Source organism: Pseudomonas sp. AC463 (genome assembly GCF_979253585.1).
Map to the genome: position 1 here is coordinate 1 of NZ_CEEDDZ010000016.1, position 21,720 is coordinate 21,720.

Genomic DNA, 21,720 nt, shown 5'->3' on the forward strand with positions numbered 1-21,720 from the left:
CCCGATAGCGGTGTATCAGCCAGTTCATCTGTAGCTGACACACCGCTATCGGGGGCAAGTCGAATCGTCGCACCGCCCCTCCCACATTTTTAACCGCATTCCAAAACTCAGGCTTTGCGTTGAAACTGCAGCTCTACTTCCAAGCCGCCCTCCTCCCGATTCCTCAAACCCAACCGCCCCCCATGCGCCCGCGCAATAGTGTGCGCAATGCTCAACCCCAACCCATACCCGCCCGTCTCGGCATTGCGTGAACCTTCCACGCGGTAGAACGGTTCCATCACCTGCTCCAGTTGCTCCTGAGGAATCCCCGGGCCGCGGTCGCTGATGACGATGTTCAAACTGTCAGCCTGGTCCTCGACCCGCACCACCACGTCACTGCCATAGCGCACCGCGTTTTCCAGCAGGTTCTGCACGCAGCGCTTGAGGCTGCGGGCGTACCCCGGCAGCGGTTGTTTGGCGCGGCCTTCGATCAGCACGCTTTCGCCCACGTCCTGCAGATCCGCCTGCAAGCTCTGCAGCAAGGCATTGATGTCGATGTTCTGCCGCGCCTCATTGACTTCACCGCTGCTGACAAAATCCAGGGTGCTGGCCACCATGTGCTCCATTTCTTCGAGGTCGCTGCGAAAACGCTCTTTGGTGCGGTTGTCATCAAGCATCTCGGTGCGCAGGCGCAGGCGTGTGATCGGTGAACGCAGGTCGTGGGAAATCGCCGCAAGAAAGCGCGTGCGTTCGGCGATATTCGCGATCAGCCGCTGTTGCATGGCGTTGAAGGCCTGGGCCGCGCGGCGCACTTCCGTGGGGCCGTCCTCGGATAACGGCGGGCGCTGGATATCCCGGCCCAGCGCCTCGGCGGCCTTGGCCAGCGCATTCAGCGGGCGAATGGCCAGGCGCACCGCCACCAGTGCGATCACCACCAGCACCAGCACACGCAGCAGGTAGATGCGCATCACGTAATCGAACAGCAGGTCCAGCGGCGAGGTGCTGGTCCAGCCCTGCTCTTCACTGGCGTCCACCTGCAACCAGCGCCCATCGGGCAGGCGCAGGTCGATGAGGAATTGCCCTACGACCGGCTTGGAACCGAGCAACGTCGAGAGCCCGGCGGTTTGCCCCTCGCCATCCACCAGGGACAGGCGCAGCAGGATCAGGGTCTGGGCATAGCCGGTTTTTTCCGACAGCACCTTTTTCAGCAGGCGCTCGGTGGGACGGTCGCTGTCGGTGAGGGAACTGGGTGTGGCGCTGGCCTGGTCGCTGAGGGTCAGACGAAAGTGCGGCGCGTTAAGCAGCTGGATCAATTGGTCGGCCTGCCGGGGGTCGCTGTGCACCAGGCGCACCACGTCCGCCAGGCGCGTGGCGATCAACCGCGCGGGGATTTCCAGCACCTGGCCATGGCGGCGGTCGTACCAGATGCTGCTGGTCAGCGCCTGGGCCGCGAGCATGCCGCTGACCAGAATCAGCACCAGCCGCCCGAACAGCGAACGCGGCAGCAGTCTCACGACTCCAGCACCACGTCATCGGCGGTGAGCATGTAACCCTCGTTGCGCACGGTCTTGATCAGCCCCGCCGGCAGTTGGGAACGCAGGCGGCTGACACACACGTCGATGGAGCGGTCGAACGGTGTGCTGTCTTTGTCGAACACGTGGTTGAGCAAAAAGTCGCGGCTCAACGGGCGGTTGGGGTGCTGCAACAACAGGCGCAGCACGCGGTAATCCGAGTTGCCAAGGCTGACCACCACGCCGTCGGGCGAGAGCAATTGACGCGCACGCGTGTCCAGCTGCCAGCCGGCAAAGCGAATACTCGGCGCTTCATCCAAACGCGCGCGGTCGGGGAAACTCTGCACCCGGCGCAGTACCACCTTGATGCGCACCAGCAACTCGCGCGGGTCGAACGGCTTGGGCAGGTAGTCGTCGGCGCCGATTTCCAGGCCGACGATGCGGTCGATCAACGAGCCCTTGGCCGTCAGCATCACCACCGGGATATTGGAGCTGACCCGCAGCTCGCGGCACAGGCTCAGGCCGTCTTCGCCGGGCAGCATCAGATCAAGCACGATCAGGTCGATGACATTCAGCGCCAGGCGGCGGCGCATTTCCTTGCCGTCGGCGGCGGTGGACACCTGGAAGCCGGCGTCGCTCAGGTATTCACACAGCAGTTGGCGGATTTGCGGGTCGTCATCGACGATCAATAGATGGTCTTGCTTGGCCATGGGCAGTCGAACCTAAAACTCAAAACGCAGGAGATAGCCGAAAGTTCAGCCAGCGGTGTACGCAAATGTAATGGAATGTTGTGGGAAACCATAATCACGCATCAGCGATACAAACCCCTGGAATGGCAGGCCGAATCGCTCTTTAGACTACCGAACCTAAATGAGAGTAATTGTAATTTAGACTCGGAAGTTGCCCATGTCATTGCCCACCCCTCAACGCCACACATTGCACACCACCCTGGCGCCGATGTTCGGTTTCCTCGCCGCCGGCAGTGTTGCCCCCACCGCCTGGGCCGACGCCTCCGCCGCTACCGCCAACGATTCGGTGCTGAGCCTGCCGGAAATCAAGGTCGACGGCGAAGCCACCTCAAGCTTCAAGGTGGACCGGGTGACCTCGGCGAAAATCAGCCAGCCGCTGTTGGACGCCCCGCAAAGCGTGACCATCGTGCCGCAGCAGGTGCTCAAGGAGCAGAACGCGCAGACCCTGCAGGAAGTGCTGCGCAACGTGCCGGGCATCACCTTCATGTCCGGCGAGGGCAACCTGGGCTGGGGCGACCTGTTTTCGATTCGCGGGTTTTCTTCCGAGCAGAGCCTGACCGTCGACGGCGTGCGCGATGCCGGCATGTCCACGCGCACCGACACCTTCAACCTGCAACAGGCTGAAGTATTCAAGGGCACCGGGTCCATCGAGTCCGGGGTGTCCGCCGTGGGCGGCAGCGTCAACCTGGTCAGCAAGGAAGCGCACCTGGGCGATGCCAACAAGGTCTCGGCCGGGATCGGCACCGACAGCTACCGCCGCCTCACCGCCGACCTGAACAAGCAACTCAACGACACCACCGCCGTACGTATCAACCTGATGAAACACTACAACCAGGTGGCCGAGCGCGACGACGTGGACTACGACCGCTGGGGCATCGCCACCTCGTTCGGCTTCGGCCTGGGCACCGACACCCGCGTGTTTATCGACACCTTCTATCAGAAAGACACCAACACCCCGGACGGCGGCGTGCCGATTCAGCGTGGGACACATGGCGACCGCATGCCAGGCGTGAAACGCTCGAACTGGTACGGCGACTCCAACCTCTACACCCAGGAAAACAAAACCACCTCGCTGACCGCACGCATCGAACACGACTTCGACTGGAACGACGCCCACCTGCGCAACCAGACGCGCTGGGAACGCAGCGACAACTTTGCAGTGCTCTCGCCGGCGCGCTTTTTCGCCGCCGACGCCAGTGGCAATAGAACCTGCACCGGCACCCGCTGTGCGACCCTGGGCTACACCGGCGTAGGCCCGATCAGCCAAGTGCCGGGCAGCACGGTGAATGCCTACACCGACTACGTAAATAACAGCAACACCGCCTACGGGATCCTGCGCGGCAGCGACTTCGGGTTGTCCAAGCGCTACACCATCCTCGATAACCAGACCGACTTCAGTTTCACCTTCAACACCGCCAGCCTGAAACACGATGTCGTCAGCGGCCTGGAGTTCTACCACGAGACCTACGGCGGCCTGAAGCGCAACGCCGAGGTGCCGGCCGGCAGCATGCTGTTCGACATGAAAGACCCCAGCCATAGCTTCGCCAGCACCTACGTGACCAAGGGCGAAGGCGACCCCCGCTCGGTGATCGACAACGCCGGTATTTACCTGGGCGACACCGTGACCCTCAATGAGCAATGGCAAGTGCTCGGCTCGCTGCGTTACGACAACTGGCGCGCGCAAACCAGCCAGCGCGGCCAGGCCAGCATCAGCAGCACCGACGGCGCCGTCAGCGGGCGCGTCGGCGCGGTGTTCAAGCCGTTGCCCAACGGCAGCATCTATGTGTCCTACAGTGAAGCGGCGCAGCCGTCGGCGCTGGGCGCGTCGACCAATAACCAGATCTACGGCGCGGCCAGCACCAGCAACTACAGCCCGGCCAAGTCCAAGACCTACGAGCTGGGCACCAAGTGGGACATTGCCCACGACATGCTCAACGTCACGGCGGCCGTCTTCCGCACCGAACTGGACAACGCCTGGGAATACCAGGACGGCGAATCCGCCCCGGTGCGCGCCCTGCCCGCCAAGCGCGTGGACGGCGTAGAACTCGGCCTGCAAGGCAATATCACCCCGCGCTGGACCGCCTACACCGGCTTCTCGGCGCTAAAAAGCACCCAGACCAAAGGCATCAACAAGGGCGCCGAAGCCAAGAACGTCCCCGATTTAACCGCCAACCTGTGGACCACGTACGCCGTCACCGACGCCCTGAGCCTCAGCTACGGCGAGCAATACGTGGGCCGGCGCCGCTACACCGACAACAAATACGTCGGCGGTTTGAACAACAACAGCAGCTATGCCAACGGCCCGTCCGGCGTGTATGCGATCTACACCCGCGACCACGAAAAAGCCCCCGGTTACTGGCTGAGCAACGTGGCGGCGCAATACAAGGTGAACAAGGACACCACGGTCAATCTCAACCTCAACAACGTGTTCAACAAATTTTATTACAGCCAGGTCGGCGCCTCCCTCGACGGCTTCCAGCTCTACGGCATCCCGGGGGCCGGGCGCACGCTCACCGCCAGTGTCGATTATGAATTCTGACCTTTCCTCACCAGGAGTCCTGTCCATGCTCAAACCTCGTAACGCGCTCAAGCTTGGGGTGCTGTTCGCCGCCCTGGTCCTCGGCCACGCCGAAACCGCCGCCGCCCATGAAGTCACCGACGTGCTGGGGCGCAAGGTCGAGGTCAAGGATGACGTCAAACGCGTGGTGCTTGGCGAAGGCCGGCTGATTTCGGCGTTTGCCTTGCTCGACAAGGATGCGCCGTTCAAGCGCATCGTCGGCTGGCAGAACGATTTGCGCCTGTTGGACCAACACACCTACAACGCCTATCTGGAAAAATTTCCCACAGTCAAAGACATCCCATTGATCGGCCAGGCGTCGGAACAAAGCGTCAGCGCCGAGGAAATCCTCTCGCTCAAACCAGACCTGGCAGTGTTCAGCATCTCCGGCCACGGGCCTACCGAACACAGCCCGGTCGCGGATGTGCTGGCCAAAGCGGGCATCCCGGTGGTGTTCGTCGATTTTCGCATCAACCCGGTACAGGGTACGCACACCAGCCTGACCGCCCTCGGCCAGGCGCTGGGCCGAGAACCCGAGGCAAAAGCGTTTCTGGATTTCTATGACCAGCACATCAAGGTCATCACCGATGCCGTCGCCACCCTGCCCGCCGGACCACGCCCGAGTGTGTTTCTGGAGTTGCTGGCGGGTGTCTGGCAGGCACCCGGGCACACCACCGGCAAGAGTGGCATGGGCGAGCTGATTGCCCTGGTGGGTGGGCGCAATATTGCCGCCGGGGTGGTGCCGGGCGCGCTGGGTGATATCAGCGTGGAATACGCGCTCAAGGCCGACCCCGACGTGTACGTGGCCACCGGCAACCGCAAGCCCGGCTTGATCCTCGGTGCCGGCGTGGACAACGCCGAGGCGCGCGAAGCACTTGATCGAGTGCTGGCGCGCGCGGAATTCGCCAACCTTCGTGCGATCCGCGAGGGCAATGCCCACGGCTTGTGGCATGACTTCTACAACTCGCCCTACAACCTGCTGGCGATAGAAGCACTGGCCAAGTGGGTGCATCCGCAGGTGTTCGCCAAGCTCGACCCGCAGGCAACCATGGAACAGATCAACCAGCAGTTCCTGGGGATGCCGCTGCAGGGTGCCTACTGGATCACTCGGTAACACTGAAAATGTGGGAGGGGGCTTGTCCCCTCCCACAATTGGATTTTCATCGACTTCAAGACCGTGGAGCCACATGACCACTCAAACCCTCGACCTCGCCAGCGCCACCCAGGGCTATCGCCGCTTGCTGGCGCGGCGTGCCTGGCTGCTGGGGCTGCTCGGCGCAGCGCTGGTCTGCGCCATTCTGGTGGACCTCGCCAGCGGCCCGTCGGGCATGGGCCTGCTGGCCTTGCTTGACGGCATCCTGCACCCGTCCCACCTGAGCGCCACCGACCAGGTGATCATCTGGAACGTGCGCCTGCCCTACGCGTTGATGGCCGTGCTGGTGGGCTGCGCGCTGTCGCTGGCGGGGGCCGAGATGCAGGCGATCCTCAATAACCCGCTGGCCAGCCCGTTTACTTTGGGCGTGTCGTCGGCGGCGGCGTTGGGCGCGTCCCTGGTGATTGTGTTTCCGGTGACCACGCTGTGGGTGTCGGCCAACACGGCGATTTCGATCTCGGCGTTTGTCTTCGCCGCCGCCTCGGTGTTTTTGCTGCAAGCCATGTCGCGCCTGCGCGGCGCCGGGGTGGAAAGCCTGGTGCTGTTCGGTATCGCGCTGGTGTTCAGTTGCAATGCGGTGGTGGCCTTGCTGCAACTGGTGGCTACCGAAGACGTGCTGCAACAACTGGTGTTCTGGACCCTGGGCAGCGTGACCCGCGCCAACTGGGACAAGCTCGGCATCCTGGCCCTGGTGGTCGCAGTGGTGCTGCCGTTTTCCTTCGCCGCCGCGCCGCGCCTGACCCTGCTGCGCATGGGCGAAGACCGCGCACAAAGCTTCGGCGTAGACGTCAAGCGCCTGCGGTTTTTCTCGTTGCTGCGCATCAGCCTGTTGTCAGCCACCGCCGTTGCCTTTGTAGGCACCATCGGATTTATCGGCCTGGTCGGTCCGCATATCGCGCGGATTCTGGTGGGTGAAGACCAACGCTTCCTGCTGCCGGCCAGTGCCTTGACCGGCGCGTTGCTGCTGGCGCTGTCGTCGATCGCCAGCAAACTGATCATGCCCGGCGTGATCGTGCCGGTGGGCATCGTCACCGCGCTGGTGGGCGTGCCGATTTTTGTACTGTTGGTGTTCAAGCGCGGGAGGCAGTTATGAGTAACGGGTTGTCGATACACCACGCCAACGTCAGCTATGGGCGAAAGCAGATCGTGCACGACCTGAGCTTGCAGACCCTGCCCCATGGCAGCGTGACCGCCTTGATCGGCCCCAACGGCGCGGGCAAATCCACCTTGCTGCGTGCCGTGGCCGGGCTGGAAAAGATGCAAGGCGTTGTGCGATTGGGCGACCTCGACCTGTCGGCCATGTCCGTCGGCGAGCGTGCCCGACGCGTGACTTACATGCCGCAAAACCTGCCCCCGGGCCTGAGCCTCAGCGTGATGGAAAGCGTGATCGCCGCCTTGCGCGTTGCCCATGTAGAAGGCGTTCCCCTGTCCAGCGAGGCTTGCCTGCGCGAAGCCTTCGAGGCCTTGCAGCGCATTGGCATCGCGCATTTGGCCGATCAACTGCTGAGCACGCTTTCAGGGGGCCAGCGCCAGTTGGTCAGCCTCGCCCAACTGATCGCGCGCCGCCCGCAGGTGATGCTGCTGGACGAGCCCACCAGCGCCCTTGACCTCAATTACCAGCTCAAAGTCATGGAATGCGTGCGCGGCCTGGTACGCGAACACCACCTGATTGCGGTGGTGGTGCTGCATGACATCAACCTCGCCGCGCGTTTTGCCGACCATATCGCCGTGCTGCGCCACGGGCGGTTGTATGCCAGCGGGGCGGCGGATGACGTACTCGACCCGCTGTTGTTTGCCGAGGTGTATCGCGTTCGCGCGCGCATCGAGCGGTGTTCGCAGCAGTCGTTGCAGGTGTTGGTGGATGGGCCGGTGTGAAAGCCTTCTAAGGTTAGGCGTAAATGTTTCATTGAATTTTCGTACAGCGAACATTACCTATACCTACAGGCATTCGCTGATTTGGAGAGCTTCATGATCGACCTGTATTACTGGACTACCCCCAACGGTCACAAAGTATCGCTGTTCCTGGAAGAAGCCGGCCTGCCCTACGCGGTGCACCCGATCAACATCGGCCAGGGCGACCAGTTCAAGCCGGAGTTCCTGAAGATCGCTCCCAATAACCGCATTCCGGCCATCGTCGACCAGAACCCGACCGACGGCGGCGCGCCAATTTCGCTGTTTGAATCCGGCGCCATCCTGCTTTACCTCGCGGAAAAAACCGGCCAGTTCATTCCAAAAGACCTGCGCGGTCGCCAGGAAGCGTTGCAATGGCTGTTCTGGCAAATGGGCGGGCTGGGGCCGATGGCCGGGCAGAATCACCACTTCAGCCAGTTCGCCCCGGAGAAGATTCCCTATGCGATCAAGCGCTACGTAGATGAAACCGCGCGCCTCTATGGGGTGCTGGACCGCCGCCTGGCAGACCGCGCGTTCGTCGCGGGCGAGGACTACAGCATTGCCGACATGGCCATCTACCCGTGGATTGTTTCCCACAAGTGGCAGAGCCAGCGTCTGGAGGACTTCCCGCACGTGCACCGCTGGTTCAACAGCATCAAGGAGCGCCCTGCGACAGTTCGGGCGTATGAACTGGTGCAGAAAGTGAATCCGCCAAAGTCCTGATCTGAGGTTGTATGAGGTCAAAATGTGGGAGGGGCGGTGCGACGATTCGACTTGCCCCCTCCCACATTTGATTTGTACAAGACTCAAGATCTAATGCTTTCCCCAAACTCCTGCTTGCGTGGTTTCGCCGCGCTCACTAACGTAGCGCCTTTACTGACGCTACCCCCCGCAGGAGCTTTGCCATGGCCTCGCCAGCCCTCTCACATTTTCTTCCCCGGTTCGGCGTTGCCGCGGCAGTGGCCAGTGCATTAAGCCTGGCCGGTTGCCAGCTCCAGAGCACCCAGGACACCCTGCCGCCGGTTGCCGGCGTGCAGCCGATCAAAGGCCTGGCACAGAATGTGTCGGTACGCCGCAATGCCCAGGGTATGCCGCTGATCGAAAGCAACACCTTCCACGACGCGCTGTTCAGCCTCGGCTACGTGCACGCCAGCGACCGCATCACCCAGATGGTCACCTTGCGCCTGCTGGCCCAGGGCCGTCTGGCGGAAATGTCCGGGCCCGAGGTGCTGGATGTCGACCGTTTCATGCGGGCGGTCAACCTGAAAAAAAGCGCCGGCGAGCTGTACAACGCCTCGTCGCCACGCCTCAAGCGCTTCTTTGAAGTGTATGCGCGTGGCGTCAACGCCTACCTGTTCCGCTACCGCGACAAGCTGCCGCCGGACCTGGCCCAGACCGGCTACAAGCCCGAGTACTGGAAGCCGGAAGATTCGGCGCTGTTGTTCTGCCTGCTGAATTTCAGCGAGTCGGCCAACCTGCAGGAAGAGATTTCGTCACTGGTGCTGGCGCAAAAGGTCGGTATCGACAAACTCGCCTGGCTCACGCCGAGCGCGCCGGATGAGCCAATCCCCTTGGCCGAAGCCGAGAAACTCAAGGGCGTGAACCTCGGCCAGATCACCGGCCTGGCCGGTCTGGACGCGGTCGGCCAGCAACTGAGCAGCCTCAACGCGCTGGCAGTGACCACCTCAAGCAACTGGGCCATCGGCCCGCAGCGCAGCCGCAGCGGCAAGAGCCTGCTGGCAGGCGACCTCGCCGCCCAGCCGCAAGCCCCGTCGCCGTGGAGCTACGTGCAGATTCGCGCGCCCAAATACCAGGCCGCCGGCGCCTCGATTGCCGGCCTGCCGACCCTGTTGTCCGGCTTCAACGGCAAGGTCGCGTGGAGCATGAGCACGGTCAAGGGCGACACCCAAGACCTGTTCCTGGAGAAGGTCAAACGCCAAGGCAACGCGTTGTACTACGAGAACAACGGCAAATGGCTACCGGCTGGCGTGCGTAACGAAACCTTCTTCGTCAAAGGCCAACGTTCGATTCGCGAAGTGGTGTACGAAACCCGTCACGGCGCCCTGCTCAACAGCAGCCAGGCGCTCACCACGGGGTTGGGCCTGGCCCTGCAAACCGCCGATTTCAAGGACGACAAGAGCCTGGACGCGTTCTTCGACCTGTCCCGCGCGCAAAACGCCGGCAAGGCCTCGGACGCGACCCGCAATATCCGCGCGATTGCCCTGAACATGATCTTCGCCGACGCCAGCAGCATCGGCTGGCAGGTCACCGGCCGCTTCCCCAACCGGCGCGAAGGCGAAGGCCTGCTGCCCTCGCCAGGCTGGGACACGCGCTTTGACTGGGACGGCTACGCCGACGCGATGCTGCACCCCTACGACCAGGACCCGGCCAAGGGCTGGATCGGCACCGCCAACCAGCGCACCGCGCCACGCGGCTACGGCATGCAGTTGTCCAACTCCTGGGACGCGCCGGAGCGCAGCGAGCGCCTGGCGCAACTGGCGAATGCCGGCAAGCATGACAGCCGCAGCCTGATCGCCATGCAGTACGACCAGACCACCACCTTCGCCGCCAAGCTCAAGACCATGTTCCAGGCGCCGGGCATGGCCCAGCCGCTGAAACAGGCGATTGACGCGTTGCCGGCCGCCGACCAGGCCAAGGCCCGCGAAGCTCTCAGCCGCTTGATGGCCTTCGACGGTCGCCTTTCGGCCACCTCTGCCGATGCCGCACTCTACGAGCTGTTCCTGCAGGCAAGCACCCAGCAGATCTTCCTCGACGAACTGGGCCCGGAAACCAGCGCCAGCTGGAAGGCCTTTGTCAGCAACGCCAGCCTGTCCTACGCCGCCCAGGCCGACCACTTGCTGGGCCGCGAAGACAGCCCGTTCTGGGACGACGTGCGCACGCCGCAAAAAGAAGACAAACCGGCGATCCTCGCCCGCAGCCTGGCCGCCGCCATCAGCGCCGGCGACAACCAGCTCGGCGCCGATCACAAGGCCTGGCAGTGGGGCAAGCTGCACAGCACCACTTGGAAAAACACCAATGGCCAAGTGATTCGCGGCCCACTGGCGTCCGGCGGTGACCACAACACCTTGAACCCGGCGCCGTACAGCTGGGGCCAGGACTTCAACACCACGCAAGTGCCGGCGCTGCGCATGATCATCGACTTCGGCCAGGTGGAACCGATGATGGGCCAGGGTGGCACCGGCCAGTCCGGCAACCCGGCCAGCCCGAACTATGCCAATGGCATCGACCCGTCGCTGAAGGCGCAATACCTGAGCTTCCCGATGCAGCCGCAGAACTTCGAGAAGGTGTATGGCAAGGCGAGGTTGACCCTGACCCCCGGTAAATAACTGAAGAAACCGGAAACAAATGTGGGAGGGGCGGTGCGACGATTCGACTTGCCCCCGATAGCAGTGGTTCAGTCAACACATCAGTGACTGACACACCGCCATCGGGGGCAAGCGCCCTCCCACATTTTGCCTGCATACATTCAGATAGAACTTCTGCGCTCGGCCCCTCCTCATAAGTACAAGCCCACCTCCCCGGTCACCCCATGGACCTCGTCATCGCCCGGCCCGAAGGCCTCTACTGCCCCGCCGGGGATTTCTACATCGACCCCTGGCGCCCGGTGGAACGTTCGGTCATCACCCATGCCCACGGCGATCACGCCCGCACCGGCAACCAGCATTACCTGGCCGCCGCCCCCGGCGAAGGCATCCTGCGCTCGCGCCTGGGCCAGGACATCAACCTGCAAACCCTGGCCTATGGCGAAAAGCTCGTCCACCACGGCGTGACCCTGAGTTTCCACCCCGCCGGGCATGTGCTCGGTTCGGCTCAGGTGCGCCTGGAATATCAAGGCGAAGTCTGGGTCGCCTCCGGCGACTACAAGGTCGAACCGGACGGCACCTGCGCGCCCTTCGAACCGGTGCGTTGCCACACCTTCATTACCGAATCCACCTTCGGCCTGCCGATCTATCGCTGGCAGCCCCAGGCGCAAATCTTCGCCGGGATCAACGACTGGTGGCAGGCAAATATCGCTGCCGGCAAAGCCAGCGTGTTGTTCTGTTATTCGTTCGGCAAAGCCCAGCGCATCCTGCATGGCATCGACGCCAGCATCGGCCCGATCCTCAGCCACGGTGCCGTCGAGCCGCTGAACCGGGTGTACCGCGAGGCCGGCATCTACATCCCCGAGACCCTCTACGCCGGCGACTTCAACAAGACCGACCCGCTGCTGCGCCAGGCCCTGATCATCGCCCCGCCGTCCGCCGGCGGCAGCAGCTGGATCAAACGTTTCGGCGACTACAGCGATGCCTTCGCCAGCGGCTGGATGCGCCTGCGCGGCACCCGCCGGCGGCGCGGCGTGGACCGGGGGTTTGTGCTCTCGGACCACGCTGACTGGCCCGGGCTGCTGTGGGCCATCGAACAGACCGGCGCCGAACGGGTGATGGTCACCCACGGGTCTGTCGGCGTATTGGTGCGCCACTTGCGGGAAAAAGGCCTGGATGCCCAAGGCTTCACCACCGAATACGGCGATGACGAAGAAGAGGCCACAGCATGAAAGCCTTCGCCGAGCTGTACGCCAACCTCGACGCCACCACCTCCAGCAATGCCAAGCTGGCAGCCCTGCAAAGCTATTTTCAGCAGGCCCCGGCCGACGATGCAGCGTGGGCGGTGTACTTTCTGTCCGGCGGCAGGCCTCGGCAACTGGTACCGACGCGTCTGCTACGGGACATGGCCACCGAGGCCTCGGGTATAGAGCCGTGGCTGTTCGAGGAGAGCTACCAGTCGGTGGGTGATCTGGCCGAAACCATTTCCCTGCTGTTACCCGAATCGTGCTACACCTCCGAAGACGGCCTGGCGGTGTGGCTGGAGGATAAACTCTTGCCGCTGCGTGGCCTGCCGCCTCTGGAGCTGGCCGAACGCCTGCCGGCGTTATGGGCGCAACTCGATCAACCGAGCCTGATGGTGTGCATCAAGCTGATCACCGGCAGCTTTCGCGTCGGCGTGTCCAAATTGCTGGTCACCCGCGCATTGGCCGCGATGGCAGATCTGGACAGCAAACGCGTGGCGCAACGGCTGGTGGGCTACACCGACCTGTCCAACCGGCCGACAGCCGAAGGCTACCGCAAGCTGATCGCCGCCGAATCATCCGACGAGCATGCGCAACGCGGCGGGCAGCCCTATCCGTTTTTTCTCGCCCACGGCTTGTCGCAACCCGTGGAGCAATTCGACGCGCTGCTCGGCTCCCCTGCCGACTGGCAGGTGGAATGGAAGTGGGATGGCATTCGCGCGCAACTGGTCAAGCGTGATGGCCGGTTGTGGATCTGGTCGCGTGGCGAGGAACTGGTGACCGAGCGTTTCCCTGAACTCCACAGCCTGGCCAGCGGCCTGCCCGACGGCACGGTGATCGACGGCGAAATCGTGGTGTGGAAAGACGCGGTGCAACCTTTCGCCCTGCTGCAACAGCGCATTGGTCGCAAAACCCTCGGCAAGAAAATCCTCGAGGATGCGCCCGTCGCCGTGCTGGCCTACGACCTGCTGGAATACCATGGCGACGACTGGCGCAACCACCCGCAAGCCGAACGCCGGGCCCGGCTCGAACACGTGATCGCCCAGTGCAATCAACCCGTGCTGCTGCCCTCGCCGGTGCTGACCGGCGCCACCTGGCAGGAACTGGCGCAGCAACGCGAAGCCTCTCGCAGCCTCGGCGTGGAAGGCATGATGCTGAAAAATCGCCAAGGCCTTTACGGCGTCGGCCGCACCAAAGACATGGGCCTGTGGTGGAAGTGGAAAGTCGACCCGTTCAGCGTCGACGCGGTGTTGATCTACGCCCAGCGCGGCCATGGTCGCCGCGCGAGCCTTTACAGCGACTACACTTTCGCCGTGTGGGACGGCCCGCCCGGCACGCAACGCACACTGGTGCCGTTCGCCAAGGCCTATTCAGGCCTGACCGACGCGGAGATGCGCAAGGTCGACGCCATCGTGCGCAAGACCACCGTGGAAAAATTCGGCCCAGTCAGCAGTGTGACGCCGAGCCTGGTGTTTGAGTTGGGGTTTGAAGGCATTGCCCTGTCCAAGCGCCACAAAAGCGGGATTGCGGTGCGGTTTCCGAGGATGTTGCGTTGGCGGCAGGATAAGGCAGTGGATGAAGCCGACAACCTGGCCACCCTGCAAGACCTCCTGACCTGACATAAATCTACTGTGGGAGGGGCGGTGCGACGATTCGACTTGCCCCCGATGGCGGTGGGTCAGCAGACACATGTTTCACTGAAACACTGTCATCGGGGGCAAGCCCCCTCCCATATTTGAATCTCGGATGATCTGAAATGGTGCGCTGTTTTTTCAGCGCCCAATTTCGGGCATCTCCTACACTCAGATTTCCCTCGTCTCACCTTTTAAAACGCTCATTCGGAACTATGGTGCAGAAATTGCTACTTGTGATCCGTCTGACACCGTTCAGTAACAGTCCTAAATGCGCCACAAGCGCTTATCTTGCTTTCCAGGGATTAAATAATGAAAAAAGCATTGCTGACCCTTTCTGCACTGGCTCTGTGCATGGCCGCTGGTGTAGCCACGGCCAAGGAATACAAGGAATTGCGTTTTGGTGTCGATCCGTCCTACGCGCCGTTTGAATCCAAAGCGGCCGACGGCAGCCTGGTAGGCTTCGATATCGACCTGGGCAATGCGATCTGCGCCGAGCTGAAAGTGAAGTGCAAGTGGGTCGAAAGCGACTTTGACGGCATGATTCCGGGCCTCAAGGCCAACAAGTTCGACGGCGTGATTTCGTCGATGACCGTTACCGACGCGCGCATGAAAGCCATCGACTTCTCCAACGAGCTGTTCTCCGGCCCAACCTCGCTGGTGTTCAAAAAAGGCGCCGGGTTCTCCACGCCTGAGTCCCTCAAAGGCAAATCCGTGGGCTACGAGCAAGGCACCATCCAGGAAGCCTACGCCAAGGCCGTGCTGGACAAGGCCGGTGTGACCACCAAGGCCTACGCCAACCAGGACCAGGTTTACGCCGACCTGACCTCGGGCCGCCTCGACGCGTCCGTGCAAGACATGCTGCAAGCCGAACTGGGCTTCCTGAAGTCGCCAGCCGGTGCCGGTTACGAAGTCAGCGCTGCCATCGACGACCCTTTGCTGCCGTCGAAAACGGCGGTCGGTATCAAAAAAGGTAACACTGAACTGAAGGCCCTTTTGGATAAAGGTATCAAAGCGTTACACGATGATGGCACCTACGCCACCATCCAGAAGAAACACTTTGGCGATCTGAACCTGTACAGCGGCAAGTAATGCCCGAAGCGCCCTTCTCTTGAAGGGCGCTTTTCCATCGCCATAGGTCTCGATTTATGTTCGAAGAATTGTTGCAAACCCTCGGGTTGAGCGCGCTCAGCTTGAAGGGTTTCGGCCCGCTGTTGCTGCAAGGCACCTGGATGACCATCAAGTTGTCGGTGCTGTCCCTGGCCGTCAGCGTGTTGCTGGGCCTGCTCGGCGCCAGCGCCAAACTCTCCAGCCTGCCCTTCCTGCGTATCCCCGCCCAGCTCTACACCACGTTGATTCGTGGGGTACCCGACCTGGTGCTGATGCTGCTGATTTTCTACAGCCTGCAAACCTGGCTCACCGGCCTTACCGACTTTATGGAATGGGAATACATCGAGATCGACCCATTCAGCGCCGGGGTGATCACCCTGGGCTTTATCTACGGTGCGTATTTCACCGAGACGTTTCGCGGCGCGATCCTCGCCGTGCCTCGTGGCCAGCTGGAAGCCGCCACCGCCTATGGGCTCAAGCGCGGCCAGCGGTTTCGCTACGTGACCTTCCCGCAGATGATGCGCTTTGCCCTGCCGGGCATCGGCAACAACTGGATGGTGATGCTCAAGGCCACCGCGCTGGTGTCGATCATCGGCCTGGCGGATCTGGTCAAGGCCGCCCAGGACGCTGGCAAGAGCACCTACCAACTGTTCTATTTCTTGGTGCTCGCCGCGCTGATCTACCTGTTGATCACCAGCGCGTCCAACTTTGTCCTGCGCCGTCTTGAACGTCGCTACTCCGCAGGCTCCCGGGAGGCAGTGCGATGATCGAACTCTTGCAGGAATACTGGCGCCCCTTCCTTTATAGCGACGGCCAGCACATCACCGGCCTGGCCATGACCATGTGGCTGCTCAGCGCCGCCCTGGTGATCGGCTTTCTGGTGTCGATCCCGCTGTCCATCGCGCGGGTCTCACGTAACCGCCTGGTGCGTTGGCCGGTGCAGTTCTACACCTACCTGTTTCGCGGCACGCCGCTCTATATCCAGCTGCTGATCTGCTACACCGGCATCTACAGCATCGCCGCCGTGCGCGAGCAACCGCTGCTGGACGCGTTCTTTCGCGACGCGATGAATTGCACCATCCTCGCCTTCGCCCTCAACACCTGCGCCTACACCACGGAGATTTTCGCCGGCTCGATCCGCAGCATGGCCCACGGCGAAGTCGAGGCGGCCAAGGCTTACGGCCTCAGCGGCTGGAAGCTCTACGCCTATGTGATCATGCCGTCGGCGTTGCGCCGCTCGCTGCCGTACTACAGCAACGAAGTGATCCTGATGCTGCACTCGACCACCGTGGCGTTTACCGCGACGATCCCGGACATCCTCAAAGTCGCGCGGGATGCCAACTCGGCCACCTTCATGACCTTTCAATCATTCGGCATTGCCGCGCTGATCTACCTGACCGTGACCTTTGCCCTGGTCGGTCTGTTTCGGCTGGCAGAGCGCCGCTGGCTGGCCTTTCTCGGGCCGAGCCATTAAGGAGCCTTCATGCGTCATCAGGTAGATGAACTGATCGCGCCCGTGCCAGGAACGGCGCGGCAGATCCACAGTTTCCACTTCGGCCCGCAGCAGGCCGCAGGCAAGGTCTACATTCAGTCGTCGCTGCACGCCGATGAGCTGCCGGGCATGCTGGTGGCCTGGCACTTGAAGGTGCGCCTGGCCGAGTTGGCCGCCGCCGGGCGGCTGTTGAGCGAGGTTGTGCTGGTGCCCATCGCCAACCCGGTGGGCCTGGAACAGGTGTTGATGGATATCCCGCTGGGCCGTTACGAGCTGGAAAGCGGGCAGAACTTCAATCGCCTGTTTGTCGACCTCAGTGAAGCCGTCGGCAACCAGGTCGAGGAATTGCTCGGCGACGACCCCCAGCGAAACGTCGAGTTGATACGTGCCGCGCTGTCCGCTGCCCTCGCTGGGCAACGCGCCGAGACCCAACTGCAATCCCAGCGTCTGGTGCTGCAACGCCTGGCCTGCGACGCCGACATGGTGCTGGACCTGCATTGCGACTTCGAAGCCGTAGCGCACCTGTACACCACACCTGAGGCCTGGCCGCAGGTGGAACCGTTGGCGCGCTATATCGGTTCGGAAGCCAACTTGCTGGCCACCGACTCCGGCGGGCAGTCCTTCGATGAGTGTTTCACCCTGGTCTGGTGGCAATTGCAGCAACGGTTTGCCGGGCGCTTTCCGATCCCCATGGGCAGCTTCTCGGTGACCGTCGAGTTGCGCGGCCAGGGCGACGTCAATCATGGCCTCGCCGCCCTCGATTGCCAGGCGATCATCGACTATTTGATTCACTTCGGCGCCATCAGCGGCGAAGCGTCGCCCCTGCCCGACCTGCCCTACCCGGCCACCCCGCTGGCGGGCGTGGAACCGGTGGCGACGCCGGTCGGCGGCCTGCTGGTGTTCACAGCGCTGCCCGGTGAATACCTGGAAGCCGGCCAGCTGATCGCCGAAATCATCGACCCCATTACCGACCGCGTAACGCCTGTGCACTGCCGGAAGGCCGGCCTGCTTTACGCCCGTTCGCTACGCCGCATGGCCACTGCCGGGATGGTCATCGGCCATGTCGCAGGCCTTGATGCCTACCGTAGCGGCTACCTACTTTCGCCTTGAGGATGCACGCCCCATGTACAAATTGACCGTTGAAGGCCTGCATAAAAGCTATGGCGACAACCAGGTGCTCAAAGGTGTTTCGCTCAAGGCCAAGACCGGTGACGTGATCAGCCTGATCGGCGCCAGTGGCTCGGGCAAGAGCACCTTTTTGCGCTGCATCAACTTTCTCGAAACCCCCAACGACGGCGCGATGACCCTCGATGGCCAGCCGATCCGCATGGTCAGCGACCGCAATGGCATGCGCGTGGCCGACGATGCCGAACTGCAACGCCTGCGCACCCGGCTGGCGATGGTGTTCCAGCACTTCAACCTGTGGAGCCACATGAGCGTGCTGGAAAACATCACCATGGCCCCGCGCCGGGTGCTGGGCTGCAGCAAGAAGGACGCCGAAGACCGCGCCCGTCGCTACCTCGACAAAGTCGGCCTGCCGGCGCGCGTGGCCGATCAATACCCGGCGTTCCTGTCCGGCGGCCAGCAGCAACGGGTGGCCATCGCCCGCGCCCTGGCGATGGAGCCGGAGGTGATGCTGTTCGACGAACCCACCTCGGCCCTCGACCCGGAGCTGGTCGGCGAAGTGCTGAAGGTGATCCAGGGCCTGGCCGAAGAAGGCCGCACCATGATCATGGTGACCCACGAGATGAGCTTTGCGCGCAAGGTCTCGAGCCAGGTGCTGTTTCTGCACCAGGGCCTGGTGGAGGAGCAAGGCGCACCGGAGGATGTGTTGGGCAATCCGAAGAGCGAGCGCTTGCAGCAATTTTTGAGCGGCAATTTGAAGTAAACCTTTGCGCCGCCTGGAGGGTCTGTGGAATAGGCCCTCCAGAGCGTTCGCAGCCGCATGGCAAAACCCCTCGACTTCGCCAAAACGTGGTTTGCCGCCAAGGGCTGGAAGCCGTTCGCGTTCCAGAAAGAGGTGTGGGCGGCGGTGCGCGAGGGCCGGTCGGGCCTGCTGCATGCCAGCACCGGCGCGGGTAAAACCTATGCCTTGTGGTTTGCCGCGCTCAATCGGTTCGCTATCACTCGCCCGCCGGCCACCGGCAAACGCAAACCGCCCGCCGAGCCGCTGACCGTATTGTGGATCACGCCCATGCGCGCGCTGGCCGCCGACACCGCCCGCGCCCTCGAAGCCCCGCTGCAAGCCCTGCAGATTCCCTGGAGCGTCGGCTTGCGCACCGGCGACACCAGTAGCAGCGAACGCGCGCGCCAGACCCGTCGCCAGCCCACCGCGCTGGTCACCACCCCGGAAAGCCTGACCCTGATGCTCGCCCGCGCCGACAGCCAAGTCAGCCTCGCGCACCTGCGCATGGTGGTGGTGGATGAATGGCATGAATTGATCGGCAACAAACGCGGCGTGCAGCTGCAATTGGCGTTGGCGCGGCTGCGGCGTTGGCATCCGCATCTGATGGTGTGGGGCATTTCGGCGACCTTGGGTAACCAGTCCCACGCATTGGACGTTTTGGTCCCACAAGGCGGCGGGATCAACGTGCAGGGGCAGACGGCCAAACAACTGCTGGTCGACACCTTGCTGCCGCCGGTCGCCGAGCGCTTTCCCTGGGCCGGGCATATTGGCTTGAAGATGCTGCCGCAAGTGGTGGCCGAGGTGGAGTCCAGCCGCAGTTGCCTGGTGTTTACCAACACGCGCGCGCAGTCGGAGATCTGGTACCAGGCGCTGCTGGAGGCGCGTCCGGATTGGGCCGGGCTGATTGCCCTGCACCATGGCTCGCTGTCGCGGGAAACCCGCGATTGGGTCGAACGCGCCTTGAAAGACGGCCAGCTCAAGGCCGTGGTGTGTACCTCCAGCCTGGACCTGGGGGTGGATTTCCTGCCGGTGGAGCGCGTGTTGCAGATCGGTTCGGCCAAGGGCGTCGCGCGTCTGATGCAACGCGCCGGGCGCTCGGGGCATGCGCCGGGGCGGCCCTCGCGGGTGACCTTGGTGCCGACTCACAGCCTGGAGCTGGTGGAGGCGGCCGCAGCACAGGACGCCATAGCCCAGCGGCGCATCGAAGCGCGGCAATCGCCGCACAAGCCGTTGGATGTACTCGTACAGCATTTGGTCAGCATGGCCTTGGGCGGCGGTTTCACCCCCGAGGCGTTGCTGGCGGAAGTCCGTGGCGCCTGGGCCTATCGCGACCTTACCGACGCCGATTGGGCCTGGGCCCTGGGGTTTGTACGGCATGGCGGCCTGTCGCTCACCGCCTACCCGGATTACCGCCGCGTGGAGCCCGACGAACACGGCATCTGGCGCGTCCCCGACCCCCGCCTGGCGCGGCGCCATCGCATGAGCGTGGGCACCATCGTCAGCGACGCCAGCATCCAGTTGAAATTCTGGAGCAAAGGCGGTGGCGGCAAAAACCTGGGCAGTGTCGAAGAAGGTTTTATCGCGCGGCTCAAGCCGGGTGACGGCTTTTTGTTTGCCGGGCGTTTGCTGGAACTGGTGCGGGTGGAAAACATGACCGCCTATGTGCGCCGTAGCAGCGCCAAAAAAGCCGCCGTACCGCGCTGGAATGGCGGGCGCATGCCGCTTTCCAACGAGCTGGCCCAGGCGGTGGTCGAGCGCTTGGATGCGGCCGCGCACGGACAGTTCGACGGCCCGGAGATGCAGGCGGTGCAACCCCTGTTGCAGACGCAGTTACGCTGGTCGGGCTTGCCGACGCGCGAGCATTTGCTGGCCGAAGCGTTGAAATCCCGCGAGGGGTGGCACCTGTTTCTCTACCCGTTTACCGGGCGCCAGGTGCACCTGGGGCTGGCGAGCTTATTGGCGTGGCGAGTGAGCCGGGGTCAGCCGGTGACCTTCTCGATTGCCGTCAATGACTACGGGCTGGAGTTGCTGAGTGCTACGCCCGTGGACTGGCCGCAGCTGTTGAGCGAAGCGCTGCTGAGCCCTGAGCAATTGCTGGCGGACGTAGTGGCCAGCCTGAACGCCGGGGAACTCGCCCTGCGGCGCTTTCGCGAGATTGCGCGGATCGCCGGGCTGGTGTTTGCCGGCTACCCCGGCGCGCCCAAAAGCACGCGCCAGGTGCAGGCGTCCAGTGGGTTGTTCTTTGAGGTGTTCAAGCAATATGACCCGCAGAACCTGCTGCTGGCCCAGGCCGGGGAAGAAGTCCTGCGTGATGAGTTGGATATTCGCCGGCTGGAGGAGACGTTGCGTCACCTGTCGGCGCTGAAACTGGACCTGCATAGGATCGAACGGCCTACACCGCTGGCGCTCCCATTGCTGGTGGAGCGCATGCGCGAAAGCATGAGTTCGGAAAAACTCTCGGAGCGCATTGCGCGGATGGTCAAGGATCTGGAAAAAGTCGCGGACAACGGGAAGCGCTGATGCATTGCACACTGACGCTGGAAGGTGAAGAGCTGTGGTTGCTGGCGGACAAGGCCGTGTACTGGCCTGCTCGCCAGTGCCTGTTGATCGCCGATGCACATTTTGGCAAGGCTTCGGCGTATCGCAGCCTTGGGCAGCCGGTGCCGCAGGGCACCACCAGTGCCAACCTGCTGCGCCTTGAGCGGCTGATAACGGCGCTGCCGTGCGAACGGGTAATCTTTCTCGGGGACTTCCTGCACGGCCCCGGCTCCCATGCCAGCGGCACGCTGAGCGCCTTGCGAGCGTGGCGTGAGCGGTATTCGAGTATTGGCATGACCTTGATTCGCGGCAATCACGATAAACGCGCCGGCGACCCGCCTAAAGACCTGCGAATCGATGTGGTCGCGGAGCCGCTGCTGATCGGGCCTTTTGCCCTGCAACACGAACCGGATGCACACCCCAGCCACCACGTACTGGCGGGGCATGTGCACCCGGTGTATCACTTGCGCGGCAAAGGCCGGCAGCGTTTGCGCCTGCCGTGCTTCCAAATCGGTGCGCGCGTCAGCCTGCTGCCGGCGTTCGGCGCATTTACCGGCGGTTATGCAGTTGAGCAGAACACAGACTGCCGAATCTTCGTGGTCGGCGATCACGAGGTGTGGCCAGTACGGTGACTGGC

17 protein-coding genes are annotated in these 21,720 nt (G+C 63.0%); 15 read left to right on the forward strand and 2 right to left on the reverse strand.

The annotated features are described in order from the left end of the window. Positions 1-107: 107 nt before the first annotated feature. Together AC0IYH_RS19980 and AC0IYH_RS19985 are read right to left on the reverse strand one after the other, a co-directional pair. Positions 108-1,493 carry an ATP-binding protein gene (locus tag AC0IYH_RS19980; protein WP_471835872.1) on the reverse strand — a complete coding sequence of 462 codons (1,386 nt, stop codon included), beginning with the start codon at positions 1,491-1,493 and terminating at the stop codon, positions 108-110. Next, positions 1,490-2,200 (reverse strand): response regulator, encoded by a 711-nt coding sequence (locus AC0IYH_RS19985; protein WP_116628336.1) that lies wholly within the window; start codon positions 2,198-2,200, stop codon positions 1,490-1,492. The genes AC0IYH_RS19980 and AC0IYH_RS19985 overlap by 4 nt, the downstream gene beginning before the upstream one ends. A 196-nt stretch (positions 2,201-2,396) precedes the next feature. On the opposite strand from AC0IYH_RS19985, the gene AC0IYH_RS19990 reads away from it, so the two are divergent. The 15 genes from AC0IYH_RS19990 (at position 2,397) to pdeM (ending at position 21,715) form a co-directional block, all read left to right on the forward strand. Beyond that, on the forward strand, positions 2,397-4,778 hold the full coding sequence (locus tag AC0IYH_RS19990; protein WP_471835874.1) for a TonB-dependent receptor: 2,382 nt from the start codon (positions 2,397-2,399) through the stop codon (positions 4,776-4,778). A gap of 25 nt (positions 4,779-4,803) precedes the next feature. Next, on the forward strand, positions 4,804-5,910 hold the full coding sequence (locus AC0IYH_RS19995; RefSeq protein ID WP_116628338.1) for an ABC transporter substrate-binding protein: 1,107 nt from the start codon (positions 4,804-4,806) through the stop codon (positions 5,908-5,910). A gap of 73 nt (positions 5,911-5,983) precedes the next feature. Further along, positions 5,984-7,042: a FecCD family ABC transporter permease gene (locus AC0IYH_RS20000; RefSeq protein WP_116628339.1), complete on the forward strand. Its 1,059-nt coding sequence runs from the start codon at positions 5,984-5,986 to the stop codon at positions 7,040-7,042. Then, positions 7,039-7,824, forward strand: a complete 786-nt coding sequence (locus AC0IYH_RS20005) for an ABC transporter ATP-binding protein (protein WP_471835877.1) — start codon at positions 7,039-7,041, stop codon at positions 7,822-7,824. Before AC0IYH_RS20000 ends, AC0IYH_RS20005 begins: the two co-directional genes overlap by 4 nt. 93 nt (positions 7,825-7,917) lie before the next feature. Continuing rightward, a complete protein-coding gene (locus AC0IYH_RS20010) occupies positions 7,918-8,562 on the forward strand; it encodes a glutathione S-transferase N-terminal domain-containing protein (RefSeq protein WP_116628341.1) in 645 nt (214 codons plus the stop codon). Positions 8,563-8,744: 182 nt separating this feature from the next. Further along, positions 8,745-11,186 (forward strand): penicillin acylase family protein, encoded by a 2,442-nt coding sequence (locus AC0IYH_RS20015; protein WP_471835879.1) that lies wholly within the window; start codon positions 8,745-8,747, stop codon positions 11,184-11,186. Between the two features lie 203 nt (positions 11,187-11,389). Next, complete coding sequence (locus AC0IYH_RS20020) at positions 11,390-12,394, forward strand: ligase-associated DNA damage response exonuclease (RefSeq protein ID WP_122773953.1); 1,005 nt, start codon at positions 11,390-11,392, stop codon at positions 12,392-12,394. Further along, entirely contained in the window at positions 12,391-14,025 is a 1,635-nt protein-coding gene (locus tag AC0IYH_RS20025) for an ATP-dependent DNA ligase (RefSeq protein WP_471835881.1), read from the forward strand. The genes AC0IYH_RS20020 and AC0IYH_RS20025 overlap by 4 nt, the downstream gene beginning before the upstream one ends. 324 nt (positions 14,026-14,349) lie before the next feature. After that, on the forward strand, positions 14,350-15,129 hold the full coding sequence (locus AC0IYH_RS20030) for a transporter substrate-binding domain-containing protein (RefSeq protein ID WP_116628345.1): 780 nt from the start codon (positions 14,350-14,352) through the stop codon (positions 15,127-15,129). Positions 15,130-15,185: 56 nt separating this feature from the next. Continuing rightward, the gene (locus tag AC0IYH_RS20035) at positions 15,186-15,914 is read left to right on the forward strand and encodes an ABC transporter permease (protein WP_053137181.1); all 729 of its coding nucleotides are present in this window, start codon (positions 15,186-15,188) and stop codon (positions 15,912-15,914) included. Continuing rightward, complete coding sequence (locus AC0IYH_RS20040; protein ID WP_101267306.1) at positions 15,911-16,621, forward strand: ABC transporter permease; 711 nt, start codon at positions 15,911-15,913, stop codon at positions 16,619-16,621. Before AC0IYH_RS20035 ends, AC0IYH_RS20040 begins: the two co-directional genes overlap by 4 nt. 9 nt (positions 16,622-16,630) lie before the next feature. After that, positions 16,631-17,749: a succinylglutamate desuccinylase/aspartoacylase family protein gene (locus tag AC0IYH_RS20045; protein WP_471835883.1), complete on the forward strand. Its 1,119-nt coding sequence runs from the start codon at positions 16,631-16,633 to the stop codon at positions 17,747-17,749. 13 nt (positions 17,750-17,762) lie between these two features. After that, positions 17,763-18,527, forward strand: coding sequence for an ATP-binding cassette domain-containing protein (locus tag AC0IYH_RS20050; protein ID WP_116628347.1), 765 nt, complete (start codon positions 17,763-17,765; stop codon positions 18,525-18,527). A 57-nt stretch (positions 18,528-18,584) separates the two neighbouring features. Then, on the forward strand, positions 18,585-21,065 hold the full coding sequence (locus AC0IYH_RS20055; RefSeq protein WP_471835885.1) for a ligase-associated DNA damage response DEXH box helicase: 2,481 nt from the start codon (positions 18,585-18,587) through the stop codon (positions 21,063-21,065). Next, positions 21,065-21,715 carry a ligase-associated DNA damage response endonuclease PdeM gene (pdeM, locus tag AC0IYH_RS20060; protein WP_471835887.1) on the forward strand — a complete coding sequence of 217 codons (651 nt, stop codon included), beginning with the start codon at positions 21,065-21,067 and terminating at the stop codon, positions 21,713-21,715. Before AC0IYH_RS20055 ends, pdeM begins: the two co-directional genes overlap by 1 nt. Positions 21,716-21,720 lie beyond the last annotated feature (5 nt).